This is a genomic window from Caulobacter sp. BP25 (genome assembly GCF_002737755.1).
In the GTDB taxonomy this organism is placed as follows: Bacteria; Pseudomonadota; Alphaproteobacteria; order Caulobacterales; family Caulobacteraceae; genus Caulobacter.
In genome coordinates, this window is the sequence record NZ_PEGH01000004.1 from 147777 (window position 1) to 168062 (window position 20286).

Annotated in this window: 16 protein-coding genes and 1 pseudogene; 5 read left to right on the forward strand and 12 right to left on the reverse strand. The window is 67.2% G+C overall.

Features of this window, described 5'->3' with window-relative positions; all coding sequences use genetic code 11:
- The first annotated feature begins 50 nt into the window (after positions 1-50).
- Positions 51-1862 carry an aminopeptidase P family protein gene (locus CSW59_RS01950; RefSeq protein ID WP_099442441.1) on the forward strand — a complete coding sequence of 604 codons (1812 nt, stop codon included), beginning with the start codon at positions 51-53 and terminating at the stop codon, positions 1860-1862.
- Positions 1863-1988: 126 nt separating this feature from the next.
- Here the strand turns inward: CSW59_RS01950 and CSW59_RS01955 are convergent, their stop codons facing one another.
- The 5 genes and pseudogenes from CSW59_RS01955 to lpxC form a co-directional block, all read right to left on the reverse strand.
- Positions 1989-2411, reverse strand: a complete 423-nt coding sequence (locus CSW59_RS01955; protein ID WP_099442442.1) for a DUF2147 domain-containing protein — start codon at positions 2409-2411, stop codon at positions 1989-1991.
- Between the two features lie 110 nt (positions 2412-2521).
- Positions 2522-4873, reverse strand: coding sequence for an NAD-dependent DNA ligase LigA (gene ligA / locus CSW59_RS01960; protein ID WP_099442443.1), 2352 nt, complete (start codon positions 4871-4873; stop codon positions 2522-2524).
- A gap of 279 nt (positions 4874-5152) precedes the next feature.
- Entirely contained in the window at positions 5153-6850 is a 1698-nt protein-coding gene (gene recN, locus CSW59_RS01970) for a DNA repair protein RecN (RefSeq protein ID WP_099442444.1), read from the reverse strand.
- An 81-nt stretch (positions 6851-6931) separates the two neighbouring features.
- A pseudogene (locus CSW59_RS01975) lies at positions 6932-7863 on the reverse strand (outer membrane protein assembly factor BamD).
- A 99-nt stretch (positions 7864-7962) separates the two neighbouring features.
- Positions 7963-8859, reverse strand: a complete 897-nt coding sequence (gene lpxC, locus CSW59_RS01980) for a UDP-3-O-acyl-N-acetylglucosamine deacetylase (RefSeq protein ID WP_099442445.1) — start codon at positions 8857-8859, stop codon at positions 7963-7965.
- 286 nt (positions 8860-9145) lie between these two features.
- On the opposite strand from lpxC, the gene CSW59_RS01985 reads away from it, so the two are divergent.
- Positions 9146-11242, forward strand: a complete 2097-nt coding sequence (locus CSW59_RS01985) for a S9 family peptidase (RefSeq protein ID WP_099442446.1) — start codon at positions 9146-9148, stop codon at positions 11240-11242.
- 132 nt (positions 11243-11374) lie between these two features.
- Here CSW59_RS01985 and CSW59_RS01990 read toward each other — a convergent pair whose 3' ends face one another.
- The 6 genes from CSW59_RS01990 to yajC form a co-directional block, all read right to left on the reverse strand.
- Positions 11375-12088, reverse strand: a complete 714-nt coding sequence (locus tag CSW59_RS01990) for a squalene/phytoene synthase family protein (RefSeq protein ID WP_099442447.1) — start codon at positions 12086-12088, stop codon at positions 11375-11377.
- Between the two features lie 65 nt (positions 12089-12153).
- The gene (locus CSW59_RS01995; protein WP_099442448.1) at positions 12154-12768 is read right to left on the reverse strand and encodes a urate hydroxylase PuuD; all 615 of its coding nucleotides are present in this window, start codon (positions 12766-12768) and stop codon (positions 12154-12156) included.
- Between the two features lie 89 nt (positions 12769-12857).
- Positions 12858-13211: an Mth938-like domain-containing protein gene (locus tag CSW59_RS02000; RefSeq protein ID WP_099442449.1), complete on the reverse strand. Its 354-nt coding sequence runs from the start codon at positions 13209-13211 to the stop codon at positions 12858-12860.
- A complete protein-coding gene (secF, locus tag CSW59_RS02005; protein WP_201722694.1) occupies positions 13211-14176 on the reverse strand; it encodes a protein translocase subunit SecF in 966 nt (321 codons plus the stop codon). The genes CSW59_RS02000 and secF overlap by 1 nt, the downstream gene beginning before the upstream one ends.
- Positions 14177-15772: a protein translocase subunit SecD gene (secD, locus tag CSW59_RS02010; RefSeq protein WP_099442451.1), complete on the reverse strand. Its 1596-nt coding sequence runs from the start codon at positions 15770-15772 to the stop codon at positions 14177-14179. It lies immediately after the preceding gene.
- A gap of 160 nt (positions 15773-15932) precedes the next feature.
- The gene (gene yajC / locus CSW59_RS02015; RefSeq protein WP_099442452.1) at positions 15933-16238 is read right to left on the reverse strand and encodes a preprotein translocase subunit YajC; all 306 of its coding nucleotides are present in this window, start codon (positions 16236-16238) and stop codon (positions 15933-15935) included.
- Between the two features lie 120 nt (positions 16239-16358).
- Between yajC and CSW59_RS02020 the strand changes: the two genes are divergently transcribed.
- The 3 genes from CSW59_RS02020 to CSW59_RS02030 all read left to right on the forward strand — a co-directional run bounded on the left by CSW59_RS02020 (position 16359) and on the right by CSW59_RS02030 (position 18359).
- Positions 16359-17198 carry an ATP-binding protein gene (locus CSW59_RS02020; protein ID WP_201722695.1) on the forward strand — a complete coding sequence of 280 codons (840 nt, stop codon included), beginning with the start codon at positions 16359-16361 and terminating at the stop codon, positions 17196-17198.
- Positions 17199-17284: 86 nt separating this feature from the next.
- Positions 17285-17884: an XRE family transcriptional regulator gene (locus CSW59_RS02025; protein ID WP_099442454.1), complete on the forward strand. Its 600-nt coding sequence runs from the start codon at positions 17285-17287 to the stop codon at positions 17882-17884.
- 10 nt (positions 17885-17894) lie between these two features.
- Positions 17895-18359, forward strand: a complete 465-nt coding sequence (locus CSW59_RS02030; RefSeq protein WP_099442455.1) for a GNAT family N-acetyltransferase — start codon at positions 17895-17897, stop codon at positions 18357-18359.
- Positions 18360-18408: 49 nt separating this feature from the next.
- On the opposite strand, the gene CSW59_RS02035 is transcribed toward CSW59_RS02030, so the two are convergent.
- On the reverse strand, positions 18409-20271 hold the full coding sequence (locus CSW59_RS02035; RefSeq protein WP_099442456.1) for a LysM peptidoglycan-binding domain-containing protein: 1863 nt from the start codon (positions 20269-20271) through the stop codon (positions 18409-18411).
- Positions 20272-20286: the final 15 nt, after the last annotated feature.

Sequence of the window (20286 nt, forward strand, 5' to 3'; positions counted from 1 at the left end):
GAAGTCGCCGCCACTTGGCGTTCGATCACCCAGACTCTAAATCCTGACCCATGCGCCAGACCTTCGACGAATCCACCGCCCCCTCCTTCGGCCCCAAGCACGTCCCCCTGATCCGCCAAGCCATGGCGGCGCAGGGGTTGGACGGCTTTTTGGTGCCGCACGAGGACGAGCACCAGAACGAATACCTGCCCGCCGCCAATGACCGGCTGGCCTGGGCCAGCGGCTTCACCGGCTCGGCCGGGGCTGGGGTGATCCTGACCGATCGCGCCGCCGTGTTCGTCGACGGCCGCTATACCCTCCAAGTCCGCGAGCAGGTCGACCAGGGCGTGTTCGAGATCCGCGACCTCGTCGAGGGCGGCGTGCCCGCCTATCTCGAGACCGTCCAAAAGGGCGCGGTGATCGGCTATGACGCCCGCCTGCACAGCCCCGCCGCGCTGGAGAGCTTAAAGGCCGCCACCGCCCGCGCTGGCGCCACGCTGAAGCCTGTCGCCGCCAACCCGGTCGACCAGGCCTGGGGCCAGGCCCGCCCGGCCCAGCCGATGGCGCCGATCGTCCCGCAGCCGATCGACTACGCCGGTGAGGGTTCCAGCGCCAAGCGCGCCCGCGTCGGCGCGTCGGTCGCCGCCCTGGGCGCCGAGGCGGCGGTGATCACCGCGCCGGCCTCGATCGCTTGGCTGTTCAACGTGCGCGGCGGCGACGTTATCCGCACGCCTCTGCCCCTGTCGCAGGCGATCCTGAACGCCGACGGCACGGCCCGCCTGTTCATCGAGCCGGCCAAGGTGTCCGCCGACCTGCCGGCTTGGCTCGGCAATCAGGTCTCTCTGGAAACGCCAGACAAGCTGGCCGAAGCGCTGGGCGACCTTTCCGGCAAGAGCGTCGTCGTCGATCCGGCCCAGTCCTCGGCCTGGTACTTCGACACCCTGGCCGCCGCCGGCGCCAAGATCGTGCGGGCCATGGACCCCTGCACCCTGCCCCGCGCCTGCAAGAACGCCGTCGAGCTGGACGGCACGCGCGAGGCCCACCGCCGCGACGGCGCGGCCCTGACGCGCTTCCTGCATTGGCTGGCCACCGAGGGGCAGGTCAATCCGCCCGACGAGAAGGAAGCCGTCGCTAAGCTGGAAGCTTTCCGCGAGGCCACAGGCGTGCTCAAGGATCTCAGCTTCGACACCATCGGCGCGGCCAACGGCCACGGCGCCCTGCCCCACTACCGTCCGACCGAGCGGTCCAACGAGCGGGCCAAGCTGGGCTCGCTGCTGCTGGTCGACAGCGGCGGCCAGTACCTGGATGGCACCACCGACGTCACCCGCACTGTGGCGATCGGCGAGCCCACGGCCGAGATGGTCCAGCGCAACACGCTCGTCCTGAAGGGCCACCTGGCCATCGCCCGTCTGCGCTTCCCGGCCGGCACCACCGGTTCGGCGATCGACGCCTTCGCCCGCGCGGCGCTGTGGGCCCACGGCCTGGACTACGACCACGGCACCGGCCACGGCGTCGGCGTCTATCTGGGCGTTCACGAAGGACCGCAGCGGATCTCCAAGGCCCCGAACACCATCGCCCTGCAGCCCGGCATGATCGTCTCGAACGAGCCCGGCTACTACAAGGACGGCGAATACGGCATCCGGATCGAGAACCTCGAGGTCGTCATGCCGGCGCAGGACGTGCCCGGCGGCGAGCGCCCCATGCACCGCTTCGAGGCCCTGACCCTAGCCCCCATCGACCGCCGCCTGATCGACAAGGCGCTGCTGACGACCGAAGAGATCACCCAGTTCGACGTCTATCACGCGCGGGTGTTGCGGGAGATCGGTCCGCGCGTGGAACCGGAGGTTCGGGCGTGGATGGAACAGGTCTGCGCGCCGCTTTAGGCGATTACTTGCCCCCACCTGACCGCTTCGCGGTCGTCCGCCCCCATAGGGGGCAGAAGGCGCACGCGCTCCTTCTTCCCCCTATGGGGGAGGAGCGCGAAGCGCGGAGGGGGCAAGTCGGACGCCCTACCGCAACCGCGTCCAGACCTGCGTCTTGCAGAGCGGCGCGACGATGCAGCCTTTCAGCTTCAGCTGGTTATCACCGATCAGTTCGATCGTGCCGGCATAGGTGCCGCCGTCGTCGGGGTTATAGACCTTGCCGCCGGTCCACTTGGCCGGGCCGCCGGTAAAGTCGTACAGCATCTGCAGGTTCTTCAGCGTGCGGACGCGCTGGGATTCGTCCTTGTTCCGGACATCCTTCAGCGTCGGGTTCTCGCGAATGTGGTTGGAGCTCACCAGCTTGCCGCACAGGCTGTTGCCGCAGCGGGCGATCTCGACCTGACCGCCATTGGTGGGGGTCTGCCAGACACCCGTGACGTCGGCGGCGAAGGCCGGCGTGGCCAGAAAGCCTAGGGCCGCGGCGGCGGCGATCATGGTGGTGCGGAACATCAAAAACTCCCTGGGTCGCGCTTCAAATGCGCGTTTGACCGCTTGGTTGCGCGATCTCCTCCCCCCGGACAAGAGCTGACACGAAAAGGCGGCGGGATTTCGAAAAGCGATCAGCTTCCGACCATTTCTAGCCACTCGTCCTCGGTCATGACCTGAATGCCCAGCTCGGTCGCGGTCTTCAGCTTCGAGCCGGCGCCCGGGCCGGCGACGACGAGGTCGGTCTTCTTGGACACCGACGAAGCGACCTTGGCGCCCAGCCCCTCGGCCTGGGCCTTGGCTTCATCGCGGGTCATCTTCTCCAGCGCGCCGGTGAAGACGATGGTCTTGCCGGCGACGGCCGTGTCGGTCTTGGGCTTCTCAACCGGCTGGACGTCGAGTTCGGCGACGAGGTTGGCGACCTTCTGACGATTGTGGTCCTCGGCAAAGAAGCGCGCTAGCGACTGGGCCGCGACCGGACCGACGCCGTCGATCGCGGCCAGATGCAGATAGTCGTCGCCCGGCGCGCCGCTGGCGGCGGCCGCGAGGCCCTCGGCGAAGGCGTCCCAGGTCCCATAGCGCTGGGCCAGGGCCGCGCGGGCGGGCTTGGTCAGCTTGGGAACCGCGTGACCGACCTTGATCTCCAGGTCGTCGGTTTGCGGCCAGGGATCGGCCTTGAGACCGCCCCGCCCCGCCTCGACCAGGGTGTCCAAGGCCTTGGGCCCGACGCCCGGCGCCGTGGACAGCTCCAGATAAGTCTCGCCCGGCAGCCCCTTGGCGGCGGCCTCGGCGGCGGCTTGCAGGTCTTCGAAGCGGTCGAAGTTGCGGGCCAGAACGGTCGAGGTGGTCTCGCCGATGTCGCGCGCGCCCAGGCCGTAGATCATCCGATCCATGCTGATCGTGCGCCGGGCCTCGATGCCCCGCACCAGATTGGCGACCGACGTCTCCCCATAACCCTCGCGCTCGCGCAGAGCGGCCAGCTTCGCCTCGTCCCGCGCCAGCTTGAAGATGTCGGCGGGCTCGGTGATCCAACCCTCGTCGAAGAAGGCCTGCAGCTGCTTTTCGCCCAGGCCCTCGATGTCGAAGGCGCGGCGGGAGACGAAGTGGCGCAGGTGCTCGACCCGCTGAAACGGACAGGCGAACTCGCCCGTGCAGCGACGCACCACCGATTCCTGACCCGAGGCGTTGACCTCACGGGCCAGCGGGGTTTCCAACGGGCACGGGCACACATGTGGGAAGACATAGGGCTCCGGCGCGGGATCGGACCGCGCCTCCAGCGCCACCTCGACAATCTGCGGGATCACATCGCCGGCCCGCTGGACAACGACCGTATCGCCGATCCGGGCGTCCAGGCGCTCGATCTCGTCGCCATTGTGCAAGGTGGCGTTGGTCACCACCACCCCGCCGACGGTCACCGGCTTAAGCCGCGCCACCGGCGTGATCGCCCCGGTACGGCCGACCTGCAGGTCAATGGCTTCGAGGACCGTTCGGGCCTTCTGAGCCGGGAACTTGCGGGCGATGGCCCAGCGGGGCGAGCGCGAGACAAAGCCCAAGCGGCGCTGCAGTTCCAGGTCATCGACCTTGTAAACCACGCCGTCGATGTCGAAATTCAGGGTCGGCCGCAGCGCCTCGAATTCGGCGTAGACGTCCAGCAGGCCTTGAGCGTTCTCGACGCGGCGGGCTGGCGGCGCCGTCGTCACGAAACCCCAGGAACGCAGCGCTTCCAGCGCCGCCCACTGGCCATCCGCGAAGGGCTCCGACACCAGGCCCCAGGCATAGCCAAAGAACCTTAGCGGCCTCTGGGCGCTGATCGTGGGGTCGATCTGGCGCAGCGAACCGGCGGCGAAGTTGCGGGGGTTGGCGTAGGTCCGCTGGCCAGCGTCCTCGGCGGCCTTGTTGAAGGCCGCGAAGGCCTCCAGCTCGACATAGACCTCGCCCCGCACCTCGATCACGTCAGGCCAGCCAGAGCCCTTCAGGCGGTGCGGAATGTCGGTGATGGTGCGCAGGTTGGCGGTGACGTCCTCGCCGGTCTGGCCGTCGCCGCGCGTCGCGCCCTGGACCAGCACGCCCTTCTCGTAACGCAGCGAGGCCGACAGGCCGTCAATCTTGGGCTCGGCCGTGTAGGCCAGGACCTCGCCGGGCGACAGGCGCAAGAAGCGGCGGACGCGCGCGTCGAACTCCTCGGCCTCGTCGTTGGAGAAGGCGTTGTCGAGGCTGAGCATCGGCGCGCCGTGCCGCACCGGCGAAAACTGCTCGGCTCGCGCCGCGCCGACCCGCATGGACGGCGAGTTGTCGCGCACCAGGTGCGGAAAGCGGGTCTCGATGTCGAGGTTGCGGCGCTTCAGCGCGTCGTACTCAGCGTCGCTGATCGTCGGGTTGTCCTGCTGGTGGTAGGCGATGTCATGCCGCGCCAGCTCATCGGCCAAGCGTTCCAGTTCCTCGACAGCCTGGGTTTCGGTGAGGTCTGCGAGGGGGATCAGGGACACGGCTGCGAATCCGGAAGGGCGGGAACGAGGCGGGACGTTAGCAACCTCCCCCTGACGGTGGGAGTCAGCGATGGGCTCGGGGCGAATGGACATTCGATCGCCCACGCCCAATTCATCCGTCATTCCCGCCCTTGTGGCGGGAACCTCTCTATCCGCCGCATGTGCACGAGAGGCGGACCGCCCGCGGTCCGCTTGCATCGCACGTATCAGCTGAACCAGGGGTTCCCGCCACAAGGGCGGGAATGACGGATAGAGGGAAGGGCTGAGGGTCGATCCGCCTTAAGCCATCAACGCCCGGGCGGCCGCCCTCGCCGCCTCGGTCACCTCGGCGCCCGACAGCATGCGGGCGATCTCTTCCTCGCGCTGGGCGGGGGTCAACGGCTCGACCTTGGTGCGGGTCGAGGTTTCGTCCCCGGATTTGGAGATCCACCAGTGCGCGTCAGCGCGCGCGGCGACCTGGGCTGAGTGGGTGACGACCAGCACCTGAGCGTTCTGGGCCAGGCGCTTGAGGCGCAGGCCCACCGCGTCGGCCACGGCCCCGCCAACGCCCTGGTCGACCTCATCGAAGATCATCAGAGGCTGCGGACCGCCGCCGCGTCCGGCCAGGGCGGCCTTCAGCGCCAGGGCGAAGCGCGCCAGCTCGCCGCCCGACGCGATGGCCTCCATCGGCCCGAACGGCGCGCCGGGATTGGTCGAGATCTCGAAGGCGACGCGGTCGATGCCGGTCGGACCGGCGCGATCTTCCGACAGCGGCTCCAGCGCCACGCGGAACCTGGCCTTCTCCAGCTTCAGCGGCGCCAGTTCCGCCTCGACCGCCACGGCCAGGGCGTCGCCCGCAGCGCGGCGCTCGGCCGACAGGGCCTCGGCGGCGTAGAGATAGGCCTCGCGGGCCTCGGCGGCGTCGCTGTCAGCAGCCTTCAGGGCGTCCTCGGACGTCTCGATCGCCTGCAAGCGGGCGGCGAACTCGGCGCGCGTGGCCGGGAGGTCCTCGACGAGGACGTTCAGCTTGCGGGCCATGCCACGCAGAGCGAACAGGCGCTCCTCGGCCTTTTCCAGCCGGTCGGGTTCGAACTCGAAGGACTCGGCGACGGCGTCGATAGCGGCGCTGGCCTCCTGGGCCTCGACGATGGCGCGATCGACAGCCTCACAGGCGGCCGAAAGCCGGGTCATGGCGCCCCCGTCGGCCGGCGCGCCAGCCTGCAGCGCGCGGTCACGGGCCCGCTCCAGGGCGCGATAGGCCTGGGCCAGCTTGCCCGACAAGCTGTCGCCGCCCAGCGCGTCCTGGGCCGCGGCGATGTCGGTGATGGCCTTTTCCGCCGAGCTGAGCAGCGCCCGCTCCTCGGCCAAGGCTGTCTCCTCACCCTCACGCGGGTCGAGGCGATCCAGTTCGGACAGGCGGAGCGTCAGTTCCTCGGTCTCGGCGGCGGCGCGGCCGGCGAGATCGCGCAGGGCGTCGGCCTTCTCACGCGCGGCGCGCCAAGCGCTCCAGGCCGAGGCGACGGCCGAAACCGACACGCCGCCAAAGGCGTCCAGCAGGCTGCGATGGGTCTTGGGATCCAGCAGGCCGACCGTTTCGTGCTGGCCGTGCACTTCCAGCAGCAGGCCGCCCAGGTCCTTGAGTACGCCGACGCTGGTGGCCTGGTCGTTGACGAAGGCTCGGCTGCGGCCGTCGGGGGACAACTGGCGGCGCAGGACAAGGTCCTCATCGCGGACGTAGTCGAGACCCTTGTCGTCGAGATAGGCGAAGGCTGGATGATCGGCCGGCAGGGCGAAGATCGCGGTGGACGAGGCGTGGCCAGCGGCCCCTCGCCTAACGAGGCCCGCGTCGGCGCGCGCGCCCGTCGCCAGGCCCAGGGCGTCGAGAATGATCGACTTGCCGGCGCCGGTTTCACCCGTGAGCGCGGTCAGGCCCTCGCCGATGGCGAGGTCCAGGCTCTCGATGAGCACGACGTCACGGATGGAAAGGCCGATCAGCATGGGCGCAGGATCGCCGGGAATCACAGTTTTTGAAAGCGCCAAGGTAGAACGAAACAGGATCGAGGCCCGATCCCGTCGCCGTTACATGCCCAACACGCCCATCAAGCCGCCCTTCTTGGACTTCTTCTCGCCGGGGGGGCCAGGGTCGTGTCCTTGTCCTTGGACAGGATGCGCTCTAGCGCGTTGCGCTTAGCGCCGGCCTTCAGCGGCTCGACAGCGGGTCTCAGGCCGTTGTCATTGAGCAACTTGTAGGCGTCGGCGTACCAACGCTCGCCCGGAAAGTTGTAGCCCAGCACCGCGCCATTGCGCTTGGCCTCATCGAGCAGGCCCAGGGTCATGTAGGCCTCGACCAGGCGGTAGAGCGCCTCGGGCGTGTGCGACGTGGTCTGGTGCCGTTCGATGACCGCCTTGAAACGACCGATCGCGGCCAGTGTCTGGCCGTTCTTCAGGTAGTAGCGACCAATGGCCATTTCCTTGCCGGCCAACTGGTCGTTGACCATGTCGATCTTCAGGCGGGCGTCCGTCGCGTACTCGCTGTTGGGATAGCGCTGGACGACGTCGCGCAGGGCTGCGAGCGCCTGTTCGGTGGCGGCCTGATCGCGGTTCACGTCGACGATCTGCTCGAAGTAGCAGACGGCCTTCAGATAGTAGGCGTAGCTGGCCGACGGGTTGCCCGGGTACAGCGAGATGAACCGGTCGGCGTCGCCGATGGCGTCATTATAGTTGTTGCCCATGTAGTGGGCGTAGCCCGTCATCAGGATCGAGCGGCGCGACCATTCCGAATAGGGGTGCTGGCGCTCGACCTCGCGGAAATAGTCGACAGCCTCGTTCCACGCACCGCGATCCAGCCGATTGGCGCCGGTCGCATAAAGCAGTTCGACGGGGCGCTCTTCGTAGGCCAGGGTCGGCTTCTTGGCTTTGCCGGCGCAGCCCGCCACCGACACGGCGACGAGAACAGCGGCGATAGTGACGGCCGAACGTCCCGAGAAATTACGAAGCACGGAGTCTCTCACCCTCGAAGCAAACATGCGCCCCTGCGCCGTGCAAGGCTTCTACACCACGCCACGGAAGGCGCAAATGCGAAGGCCGAGCCTCGACTTGAGGAGTCGCTCTTAAACCGCTTCAGCCAGTTCCGACGCGAGGGCGCGCAGGCGCCAAGCGCGCGGCTGGGACAGCAACGCCCGAACCACGGCGTTATTGAGGCCATGACCGGCCAGAACGCCTTCGAAGCGGCCGAGGATCGGCTTACCCAGCACATAAAGATCGCCGATGGCGTCCAACGCCTTGTGGCGAACGAACTCGTCCTTGCGGCGCAGGCCTTCGGGATTGAGCACGCGGTCACCGTCGATCACGACGGCGTTTTCCATCGAGCCACCGCGAGCCAGGCCCATCGCGCGCAGGGCTTCGACGTCCCGCAGGAAGCCGAAGGTGCGGCAGTTGGACAGCTCCGCACGGAACGATTCTTCGTCGATGGCCAAGTCGACGACCTGGCAACCAATGGCCTTGCTGCCGAAGGCGATCTCGAAGGCGACTTCGAATCGGTCGGCCGGCAGAAGCGCGGCGCGCTTGTCGCCGTCTTCGACCGTGATCGGCGACAGGATCTCGATGTACTGGCGGACAGCTTCCTGCTTGCGGCGGCCGGCGCGGTCCAGAATCTGGACGAAGGGCTCGGACGAGCCGTCCATGATCGGCACTTCCGGGCCGTCCAGCTCGACGACGCAGTTGTCGATCGACAGGGCAGCGAGAGCCGCCATCAGGTGCTCGATGGTCGAGACGCGAACGTCGGCGCCGTTGCCGATCACCGTGCCCAGTTGCGTCTGGCACACCGCCTCGGCGGTGACGGGAACGCGATTGTCCCGGTCATGCACGTCGGTCCGCACGAAGACGATCCCCGCTTCGGGAGCCGCCGGACGCACCACGACGCGAACGTGCGCGCCGGTATGCAGGCCAATCCCCGCGAAGATCACCGGTCCTGCGACCGTGTGCTGAAAATAACCCGAAGCCGACACTAGAGACCCTTACTGCTAGACGGACAGGCCTAGACCCGCCGTTTTCGCCCCGAGTTAGCATGTAGGAGTGATGCTGCGTCGCGGCAAAGCAAGTCCTGTTTCGGATTGTTACGCCCTAAGGCTATGACTTTGTTTCACTTTTATTACGGGCGCGCGCACAGAGAAACAGAACATCGGTCGATGATCCGCACGCGGTGAAGTCTTGAAGTCACGCTCTAGCGGCGGGCGAAAAGCGGGACTAGGCTCCGCCGCCAAAGGCATAACCGCTTCCGGGATTTTCGGTTTCATGATCAAGAGCTTGCGTTTCGCCGCCTCCGCCGCTGCGCTGTCCATGGCCTTGGTCGGAACTGCCCACGCCCAGACCCCGCCATCAAAGCCTCAAGTCTTCACGGCCAAGGACATGGCGAGCCTGGATCGCCTGAGCGACCCGCGTGTCTCGCCCGACGGCCGTTACGTTCTCTATTCGGTGCGGACCATGGACTACCCGGCCAATAAGGCCTCGATGTCCCTGTGGATCGCCGACCTGAAGGCCAAGATCGCGCCGCGCCGTCTGAAGGTTTCGGATGGCGGCGCCAGCGGCGGACGCTGGAGCGCCGACGGCAAGTCGATCTACTTCGTGTCGGGCCGCTCGGGCGGAACCGATCAGGTCTTCAAGACCGACGTCACGGGCGAGACCGCAACGCAGGTCACCGCGACGCCGTTCGACGTCCAGGCCTATAGGGTCGCTTCGGATGGCAAAACGATCGTCGTGGCCCTGGCCGTGTTCCCCGACTGCGCCGACTTCGCCTGCACCGAGGCGCGTCTGGCCGCCAAGACCGCGACCAAGGCCACCGGCGTCGTCTATGATCGCCTGTTCGTCCGCCATTGGGACACCTGGGCGGACGGCACGCGCAACCATCTGTTCGCCTACGCCTTGGACACCGTCGGCGTAGCGACCGGGCAGCCGATCAACCTGATGAAGGGCTTCGACGGCGACAGCCCCACCAAGCCCTTCGGCGGCGACGAGGACTTCACGATCACGCCCGACGGCAAGACGGTCGCCTTCTCCGCCAAGGTCGCCGGCAAGGACGAGGCCTGGACCACAAACTTCGACGTCTGGAGCGCGCCGCTGGACGGTTCCGAGCGCCTCCAGAACCTCACCGCCGGCAACAAGGCCTGGGACGCAGCGCCGGTGTTCTCGCCTGACGGCAAGTTCGCCGCGTACCGCGCCATGAAGCGCCCAGGCTTCGAGGCCGACCGCTTCGGCGTCGTCATTCGCGACATGGCCACGAGCCAAGAGCGTGAACTGGCGCCGACCTGGGACCGCTCGGCCGACGCGATCGCCTGGAGCCGCGATGGCAAGACGATCTACGCCACCGCCCTCGACGTCGGCCAAGGCAAGCTGTTCGCGATCGACGTCAAGACCGGCAAGGTCACGGCCCTGACCGGCGAGGGCCACGTCAGCGCCTTCGACGTTGGCCCCAGCGGCCTCGTCTACGCCTCCGACTCGCTGAAGAGCCCTTCCGAGCTGTTCGTTCTGCCGGCGAAGGGCCCGGCGACGAAGGTGGCCAGCGTATCCAGTGACGCCTTGAAGACCGTCGCCTGGGGCGAACCCGAGCAGTTCAGCTTCAAGGGCTGGAACGACGAGACGGTCCACGGCTTCCTCGTGAAACCCGCCAATTTCGACCCCGCCAAGAAGTACCCCGTGGCCTTCCTGATCCACGGCGGGCCGCAGGGCTCGTTCAGCAACGCCTGGTCCTATCGCTGGAACCCGCAGGTCTACGCCAACGCCGGCTACGCCGTGGTGATGATCGACTTCCACGGCTCGACTGGATATGGCCAGGCCTTCACCGACTCGATCAGCCAGCACTGGGGCGACCGCCCGCTGGAAGATCTGCAGAAGGGCTGGGCTTTCACGACCCAGAAGTACGCCTTCCTGGACGCCGACCGCGCCTGCGCTCTGGGCGCCTCATACGGCGGCTACATGATCAACTGGATCGCCGGGAAGTGGAATGCGCCCTGGAAGTGCCTGGTCAATCACGACGGGATTTTCGACACCCGCGCCATGGGCTACTCGACCGAAGAGCTGTGGTTCACCGAGTGGGAGAACGGCGGCACGCCCTGGAGCCCGGGCACGACCTACGAGACCTTCAATCCCGCCCTTCACGTGGACAAGTGGGTCAAGCCGCAACTGGTGATCCAGGGCCAGCTCGACTACCGCGTCCCGGTCGAACAGGGCCTGGCGACCTTCACGGCCCTGCAGCGCAAGGGCGTGCCCAGCAAGCTGCTGTATTTCCCCAACGAAAACCACTGGGTACTGAAGGCCCAGAACTCGGTCCAGTGGCACAAGGAAGTGCTGGACTGGCTGGACCAGTGGACGGGGAACACGCGGCCGGGGAAGTGATCGCCTCTTAGCGCCCCCTCCACCGCTTCGCGGTCCCCCTCCACCGTTCCACGGGGGAGGATGACGCCTCCTCCTCACCCGCATCGCGGGGGAGGTGGCGCGCTGCGGATACGCAGCGCGACGGAGGGGGCGCTACAGCCGCCCCGTCGCCACAGCGAAGGTCAGCCGCGCCTTCTTCTCGAGCTCGCCCATCTCGCGGCCCGACACATAGGCGCGCGCCAGGGCGGCCGGCGCCACGGCGGGGAACGCCGCCACCGAGAGTCCCCTCACCTCGCCGCGCGCCGCCTTCAGCTGCGCCTCGACCCGCTGCTTCACCTGGTCTTGCGTCCAATCCTCAGGCAGACGCGAGCGCCCCGCCGACTTCAGCCGCCAAAGCCCCGCCAGGCCCCAAGCTCTCGCCGCGCCCTTCACGGCGTGCGGGTCGGCGTTCGCATCAAGCCGCCGCGCAGCCAGCACCGCCAGCGCCCCGGCGGTGCCGTCGACATAGGCCATCACCGCCGCCTCGTCCTTCAGCGGGCCTTCATCCAGGTCGGTAAAGCGGGCGTCGGCCAAGGCGGCCAGGGCGTTCGGATCGAAGTCCGACGCGGCCAGGACCTCGACATTGGGATGCTTGCGCGGCGTCTTGCCGGCCGCGATCTCTTCCATGGCCTCGCGCCACCAGGTGATGCGAATCTCGCCCATCAGGGCGTTGGAGACGCCGCCGGCGACGCGGGCCAGCTCGTAGTTCAGGCCATACAGCGCGATCACGTCGGCGCGCGCGGCGGGGTCTGCGATGAAGCGGGTCGTCAGCCAGCGGTCCGGATCGACGCGGCGGACGAGGTCGTCGAGGGTTTCAGTGTCGGCCATGAGCTCAAAAAGAAAGGGCCCGTCGAGATGACGGGCCCTCCCCTTACACGATTTGTGGTGTGTGTTTAGCCAAACAGCGTCTGGTTCATCGCCATGGTCGCCAGCATCGGGATGCTGAGCAGGGTGTTGGTGCGCGAGAACAGCATGGCGGTCTTGGCCGCCTTGGCTTTGGCGTCCGCGTCGGCCTCGACGATGCCCAGCGCGATCTTCTGGTTCGGCCAGATGAAGACCCAAACGTTGAAGAACATCACCGTGGCCAGCCACATGCCGGTGCCGATGAAGGTAAAGCCCATGTCCGCGCCGGGCGTGTAGCCGCCGGCCAGGCCCAGGGTGAAGGCTTCCAGCAGATAGCCGCGGCTATAGGCCAGGACGACGCCCATGACCCAGGTCGCCAGGGCGGCCCAGCGGAACCAGAACAAAGCCTCGGGCGCGATGTACTTGCTGACCGCCGGCTTCAGCTCGGCCGGGATCTGCGGCATCATCCGGATCTGCACGAAGTTGAAGTAGTACAGCAGCCCGATCCACAGGATGCCGAACAGCACGTGCAGCCAGCGGAAGATGGCCTGGAAATAGGCCTCGCCATAGCCCTGCGGGCTGTGGCCGTAACCAATGACAATGACCAGCGCCAGCACGAAGCTGACGATGATTGTGTTGCGGAAGTTGGAAAGCAGTCCAGACATCGGTTTCCCCCTCGGATCCCTTTTGCTTGGAGGGACCATAGGGGTGTTTTGGGAGTCGGGCAAAGCCGGAGACCGGCGCTCTGGGAAACTCAGACCGCGATCAGGGCCGCCGCCAGCCGCCGGCCCTCGCTGGCCAGCACATTATAGGTTCGCGCGGCGGCCTCGGTGCTCATGAACTCGAGACCGATGCCGGCCGCCTTCAGGGCGTCACGGACGGGACGCGGCGGCAAGGCGTTCGCAAGACCAACGCCCAAAAGCACGAACTCCACCGCCCCGCCGGCGGCGAAGACCTCGGCGAACGACTCGGGGGTCAGGTCAGCCAGGGCCCCGACGGCCCAGTCGCGCGGCTGGTCGTCCAGGACCAGCAGCGAGCCGGGACGCCAGACGCCGGAGACTCGAAAGCCCCCGCCGCCCCAGGCGTCGATAGACGGCGGCTGGCGCATCAGGGCTGCGAGGCCGCGCCGAACTTGACCGGCGAAGCGTCGTCGTCGCCGCGCTTGACGCCCCACAGCAGGATGATCGGCGCGCCGACATAGATCGACGAATAGGTGCCGACCGCGATGCCGAAGATCATGACGACTGAGAAGCCAAACAGCGCCTCGCCGCCGAAGACCGCCAAACCCGTCAAGGCCATGATCGCCGTGACGCCGGTGATGATCGTGCGCGAGACAATCTCGTTGATCGACAGGTCGATCACGTCCTTCAGAGGCATCTTCTTGTACTTGCGCAGGTTCTCGCGCAGGCGGTCGAACACGACGACGGTGTCGTTCATTGAATAGCCGATCACCGTCAGCAGCGCGGCCACGGTGTTGAGGCTGAACTCGATCTTGAACAGCACGATGAAGCCGAAGGTCAGGATCAGGTCGTGCAAAAGGCCTGCGACGGCGCCCAGGCCAAACTGCGGCTCGAAGCGGAACCAGATGTAGAGAAACATCAGGCCCACAGCGAGCGCCAGGGCGATGATGCCGCTGCGGAACAACTCGCCCGAAATCTTGGGGCCGACCGCCGAAGGGTTGATGAACTGCACGGGGTCGCCCAGGGACTGCTTCAGGGCGTTCTTGACGTTCGTCAGGGTGACGCCAGGGTCGCCGCCGGCAGGCGTCTGGAACCGCACAAGGGCGCGATCAGGGCCGCCGAAGGCTTGCACCTGCACATCACCCAGACCTTGAGCTTCGAGCGTAGTGCGAACCTTGGCCAGATCGACCGCGCGCGGGGCGGTCGAGACTTCCATGACGGAGCCGCCCTTGAAGTCGATGCCGAGGTTCAGCCCAGGCTTGAACACGCCGATCAGCGAAGCGACCACCAGGGTAGCGCTGATCACCGCCATGACGCGGGCGAACTTGACGAAGGTGAGGTTGGTCTTCTGCGGGAGCAGCTTGATTAGGGGCCAGGCCATAGGTGCGCTCACTCAGATCGGAAGTTTTTTGGGGCGGGCGGCGCGGAACCACCAGCCGATGAGAAGCTGGCTGACCAGCACGGCGGTGAACACCGAGGTGAACACGCCGATCGACAGGGTCCAGGCAAAGCCCCGAACAGGACCGGCGCCGAACGCGAACATGATGCCCGCCGCCACCAGAGTGGTGATGTTGGCGTCGACGATCGTGGTCATGGCGCGCGAGAAACCCGCATCGGCCGCCATGATCGGCGATTTGCCGGCTCGGGCCTCGTCGCGCATCCGCTCATAGATCAGGACGTTGGCGTCGACGGCCACGGCGAGGGTCAGGATCAGACCGGCGATACCCGGCAGCGTAAGGGTCGCCTGGGTCAGCGACATCGCCGCCACGATCAGCATGCCGTTGATCACCAGCGCGATGACCGAAATCCCGCCGAACAGCAGCCCGTAGCTGAGGATCATGAAAACGACGATGGTGATGAAGGCGACGAGCGTGGAGACGGCACCAGCGCGCACGGCGTCCGCGCCCAGCTCGGCGCCGACGGTGTTCTGTTGCTCCACCTTAAGCGGCGCGGGAAGCGCGCCCGAGCGCAGCAACAGCGCAAGGTCGGACGCGCTCTGAACCGTGAAGGATCCGGTGATGATGCCCGAGCCGCCAGGGATAGCGCCGTTGATCACCGGCGCCGAGATCACGCGACCGTCCAGAACGATCGCGAAGCGCTTGCCGACGTTGCGAGCCGTGGCGTCGCCGAACTTGCGCGATCCAGAGCCATTGAACTTGAACGAGACGGCCGGAGCGCCCCGCTCGTCGAAGCTCTGACGAGAATCAACCAGTTCGTCACCCGAGACCAGCGCCCGCTTCCGCACGACATAGACGGGCTGCAAGTCGTCGCCAGGCAGCACCTCGGAGCCCGGAGGAATCCGGCCAGCCGCGATATCCCCGGGCGTAACGCTGTCATCGACCATCTGGAAGGTCAGCTTGGCGGTCTTGCCGACGACCGCCTTCAGACGTTCTGGATCGCTCTCGCCCGCCGCCTGGATGACGATGCGGTCGGTCCCCTGACGGGTGATGTTCGGTTCCTTGGTGCCCAGGCTGTCGATCCGGCGGCGGATGGTCTCGATGCTCTGCTCGACGGCCATGGCCGCGTCATTGGCGGCCGCTTCGGGGACGAAAGAGACTTCCAGACGCTGATCGTCGCGCTTGGCGACGGACACGTCGCGTCCGCTCACCGAGCCGGCGAACGGCGAGCCGACCGAACGGCGCAGAAGGTTCGCGGCGTCATCCACCCTGCCCGCGTCAGTGATCCGCAGGCGAACCGTCCCATCGACCTCGGCCAGTTCGGCGAAGGCGATCTGCTCGCCCCGCAGAACCGTGCGGACGTCCTCGACCAGATTCTTCAGCCGTTCCTGGCGCAGCGCCGTCGTGTCGACCTCGTACATCAGGTACGAGCCGCCCTGCAGGTCGAGACCCAGGTTCAGCTTCTGCTTGGGAAGCCAGCCCGGAAAGCCGTCCAGCGTCTTCTGCGGCAAGAGATTGGGCAGGGTGAACAGAATGCCGAAGATCACCGACAAGGTGACCAGGACAATCTTCCAGCGGGACAGTGTCAGCATGGATACGAGCTCGGAACGACGCCTTTCGACGCCCGGAGTTTGGCGCTGGAGCCCGCATCAGCGAAACTTGCATGACGCGAGGCTTCAAATCGGTAGTCGGAGCCCCTCGGCCGGTGATCGTTCCGAACCGAGAGACCCTCTTGCGACAAGACCGCTTGGATCAGGTCTTGGCGTCGTTGGCGGCAGCCGGCTCGCCCTTGGCGCGGACTTCCGTGATCATGCCCTTAACGACCTTCACGGTGACGCCCTGGGCGATCTCGACGCCCACTTCCTTGTCTTCGACGCGCACGATCTTGCCCAGCACACCCGAAGACAGGACGACGCTGTCGCCGCGCTTCAGGTTGGCGAGCATGTTCTGATGCTCCTTGGCGCGCTTTTGCTGCGGACGGATCAGCATGAAATAGAACAGCACGACCATCAGAAGGATGGGGGCGAGCTGCAGGATTTGGGCGTTCAGGCTGTTCATGGAGACTCCAAATAAATCCGATAAGGCGCGCCGCCTTACATAGGGTCGCGCCAAGTCGGCGGAAGCTATGCGTTCGCCTTCCCTTTTGCAATGCGAGCCGGCGAGGGTATGGAACGGACCATGACTGACCCGGCCACGCCCCTGCTCGCCCGCATCGCCGACGCCTTGGAGCGCCTGGCCCCGCCCCTTCCGGCCAAGCCGGACTTCTCGGGCGCGCGTCTGTTCCGACATGAGCCCGCCAATGGCGCCTTCGTCCCCGCGCCGGACTATCCGCTGTCGCTGGACCTGCTGGTCGGCATCGACCGACAAAAGGCGCGGTTCGTCGAGAATCTGCGCCGCTTCGCTGTGGGGCTGCCCAGCAACCACGTGTTGCTCTGGGGCGTGCGGGGCACGGGCAAGAGCTCAGTGACCAAGGCCGCCTTCGTGGCCCTGGCCGACACCTATCCGGATCTGAAGCTGATCGAGGTGGATCGCGACGAGGTCGTCGCCCTGCCACCGCTGTTTGATCTGCTGCGCGCCCGGTCCGAGCGCTTCGTGGTCCTGTGCGACGATCTTTCGTTCGAGGACGGCGCGGCGGCCGCCAAGGCCCTGAAGTCGGCGCTGGAGGGCGGCGTCTCGGGCCCACCGGAGAACGTGCTGTTCGTGGCGACCTCCAACCGCCGCCACCTGATGCCGCGCGATCACGTCGAGAGCCAAGGCGCCATCGCCGCCGCCGAGAACGCCGAGGAGGAGATGAGCGTCTCCGACCGCTTTGGCCTGTGGATCGGCTTCCCGCCGATGGACCAAGACACCTATCTGGCCGCCATCCACGCCTATTGCGACCGGTTCGGCCTGGAGACGCCCGACCTGGATCGCCGCGCCTTGCAGTGGTCGACCCAACGCGGCGGCCGCTCAGGCCGCGTGGCCTGGCAGTTCGTGCGCGACCTGGCGGGCGAGCTTGGCGTGAATCTGCCCAGCTAAGCGCGCGGCGACAGCGCGATTGCAATTCGATCGAATTTGGGAAATTCTCTCGTTTTAGAGAACCCCAGTCGAGGCCTGCTTCCTTCGTGCCACCGTCCGATCCCGAGACTACCGCCGATCAGGCTCTGGCCGCGCGTCTGGAGGCCCTTCGCCGCGAGCGCGACCTGTCGCTGGACGCAGCGGCGGCCTTGACGGGTCTCAGCCGCGCGACGATTTCCAGGATCGAGCGCGGCGAGACCAGCCCGACCGCGAACGCCCTGGGGCGGCTCTGCAATGCCTACGGCCTGACGATGTCGCGGCTGCTGGCGGCGGTCGAGACCCATGCGCCCCGACTGCTACGCGGAGGCGAGGCCGCGCGCTGGCGCGATCCCGAGAGCGGCTTCGTGCGCGCTCTGATCGCTCCGCCCACCGAGGGCTACGCCACCGAGCTGGCGTTGGGCGAACTACCTCCTGGCGCCGAGATTCGCTACGAACTGGACCGGCCAAGACGCGACGGCTACGCGCCGTCCGGCCGCGAACAGTTCTTCTATGTGATCGAGGGCGAGCTGAGCCTGGACATCGAGGCCGAGACCTATCGCCTGGCTCCGGGCGACTGCCTGCGCCACCACGGCGTCGACGCCCGGCGGATCGGCAATCCCGGCGCGTCGGTCGCCCGCTACCTCATCATCAACACCACGGCGATCTAGGACACTCGTCATGCCGCATCTTCACATCGTCGCCGGAGACTTCGAGGACGCCCAGGTCATCGCTCTCCTGGCGCACCACTTCGCCGCCATGCGCTCCACCGCCCCGGAGGAGAGCTGCCACGTCATGCCGCTGGACGCCATGCGCGCGGCCGATCTCGACTTCTTCGCCGCCTGGGAGGGCGAGACGCTGGCCGGCGTGGGCGCGCTCAAGCGGCTGGACGCCACCCACGGCGAGATCAAGTCGATGCATACGGCGGCGGCCTTCCGAGGCCAGGGCGTTGGCCAGGCGGTGCTCAACCACCTGATGACCCATGCGCGCGCCCTGGGGCTCCAGCGCTTGAGCCTGGAAACCGGGGCCAGCGATTTCTTCGTTCCCGCGCACGCCATGTACGCCCGCAACGGGTTCCAACCCTGCGAGCCTTTTGGCGACTACAAGCCCGATCCCAACAGCGTCTTCATGACGCGAGGCCTCTAGCCGCCCGGAAAAGCAAAAGGCCCGCCTCTTTCGAAGCGGGCCTTTCTTTTTAGCGCGGCAGCAGCAGCGCCGGATCAACCGGCTTGGCCTTGTCCTTGACCGTCGGCGCATAGCGCATCTCGAAGTGCAGCTGGGGCTCGTTGACCCCGCCGGTGGCGCCGACCGCGCCAATCTGCTCGCCCTGCTTGACCTGCTGACGCATCTTGACCGCAGTGCTGGAGAGATGGGCGTAGGCCGTCACCCAGCCGTCGGCGTGTTTGACCAGCACCAAGTTGCCAAAGGTCGGGACCTGGTTGCCGGCATAGGCGATCTCGCCGTCGGCGGCGGACAGGACCGGCGTTCCCTGCGGGGCGCGGATGTTCAGGCCATCGTTGCGCTGGCCCGTGCCCTTCACGCCGAAGTCGGAGATGACCTCGCCGCGCAACGGCCAGTCGAACTTGCCCTTCCCCGAGGCGATGATCTCGGCCTCGGTCGGGGCGGCGCTGCTCTCGATGATCGGACGCGACGAGGCCGGCGGCGTGATCGGTTGGGCGGCGACCGGCGCGCTGGGGCGCGGAGCGCTGGGCGTGTAGGGAGCCGGAGCCGACGGCGTCGGGGTCTCCACGCGGTTGTAGGTGTTCGAAGACTCCGTCGGCGACGGCTTGGCGACCGTGGTCGTGGTCTTCAACGGCCCCTTGTCCCGGAAGCCGTCCGGCAGTCGGATCTTCTGACCCTTCTTGATCGTGGCGGCAGCCCGCAGGCCGTTCTCGGCGGCCAGGGCCCTGGCGGTGACGCCAAAACGCTTGCCGATCTCGGCCAGGGTGTCGCCGGACTGGGCGACATAGGCCTTCTGCTCGCTGGCCGGCCCCTTGATCTTCTGGCCCAGACGCAGGGTCTGGCCCTTCTTGATCTTGTTGTCCTCGGCCAGGTCGTTGACGTTGACGTCGAACTTCTTGGCGATCGAGGTCAGGGTGTCGCCCGACTTCACCGTGTGGACCTGGCGCTTGCCGGCCACCTCGACCACGGCGCCGGTGACGCTCAGCGAGGTCGTGCTGACGGTCGTGGGCTCGACGGCGGATTGGCGCGAAGGTCGCGCGGAGGCATTGGCGCGGGTCGACGCCGGGGTCGGGGCGGCCTCTTCCTCGGCGACTTCGGTCTGAGCAGCGGCGGTTCCCGGAACCACCGAGGTCGTCTTGATCGGGCCCTTGTCCTTGTAGCCGTCGGGCAGCTTGAGCCTCTGCCCCTTCCGGATCGAGGCGCCCGTGGACAGGTCATTCTCCTCGGCCAGGGCCGAGGCGGTGACGCTGAAGCGCTTGGCGATCGCGAACATCGTGTCGCCCGTCTGGACGACATAGGCCTTCTGCTCGCTGGCCGGGCCGTTGATCTTCTGGCCAAGACGCAGAGTCTGGCCCTTCTTGATGTCGTTGTCCTTGGCCAGGTCGTTGACGTTGACGCCGAACTTCTTGGCGATCGAGGTCAGGGTGTCGCCCGACTTCACGACGTGGACTTGGGCCTTACCGTCGACCTCGACCACGGGGCCGGTGACCGAGGTGGTGACGACGGTCTTGGGCGGAATGGCGCGCAGAGCCGGCTGCGGCGCGGCGCGAGCCGGCGCGGGCGGCGGCAGTTCGGACTGGGTCACCGGCGCCAGCGGCTGGGACTGGACCGGCGCGGGAGCCGGCGCGGCGGCCACCATCGGCGCTGTCGCCACGGCGTCGCTTTCGGCGCCCGTCTCTGGCGCGGCGGCCTGGGGCGCAGCCGCTTGAGGCGCGCTTGCGGGCGGCTGGGTGATCGGGAAGTTCGGCGTGGGCATCCGCATCGCGGACGCGGGGGCCTGGCCCTCGCGCGTTGAATACTGCGGGGCGGTCGCACAGGCGGAGAGCGTTCCAGCCGACAGGGCGATCACCGCCGCTTGCGTCCACAACTGCCTCATGACGTCTCCTTTCCC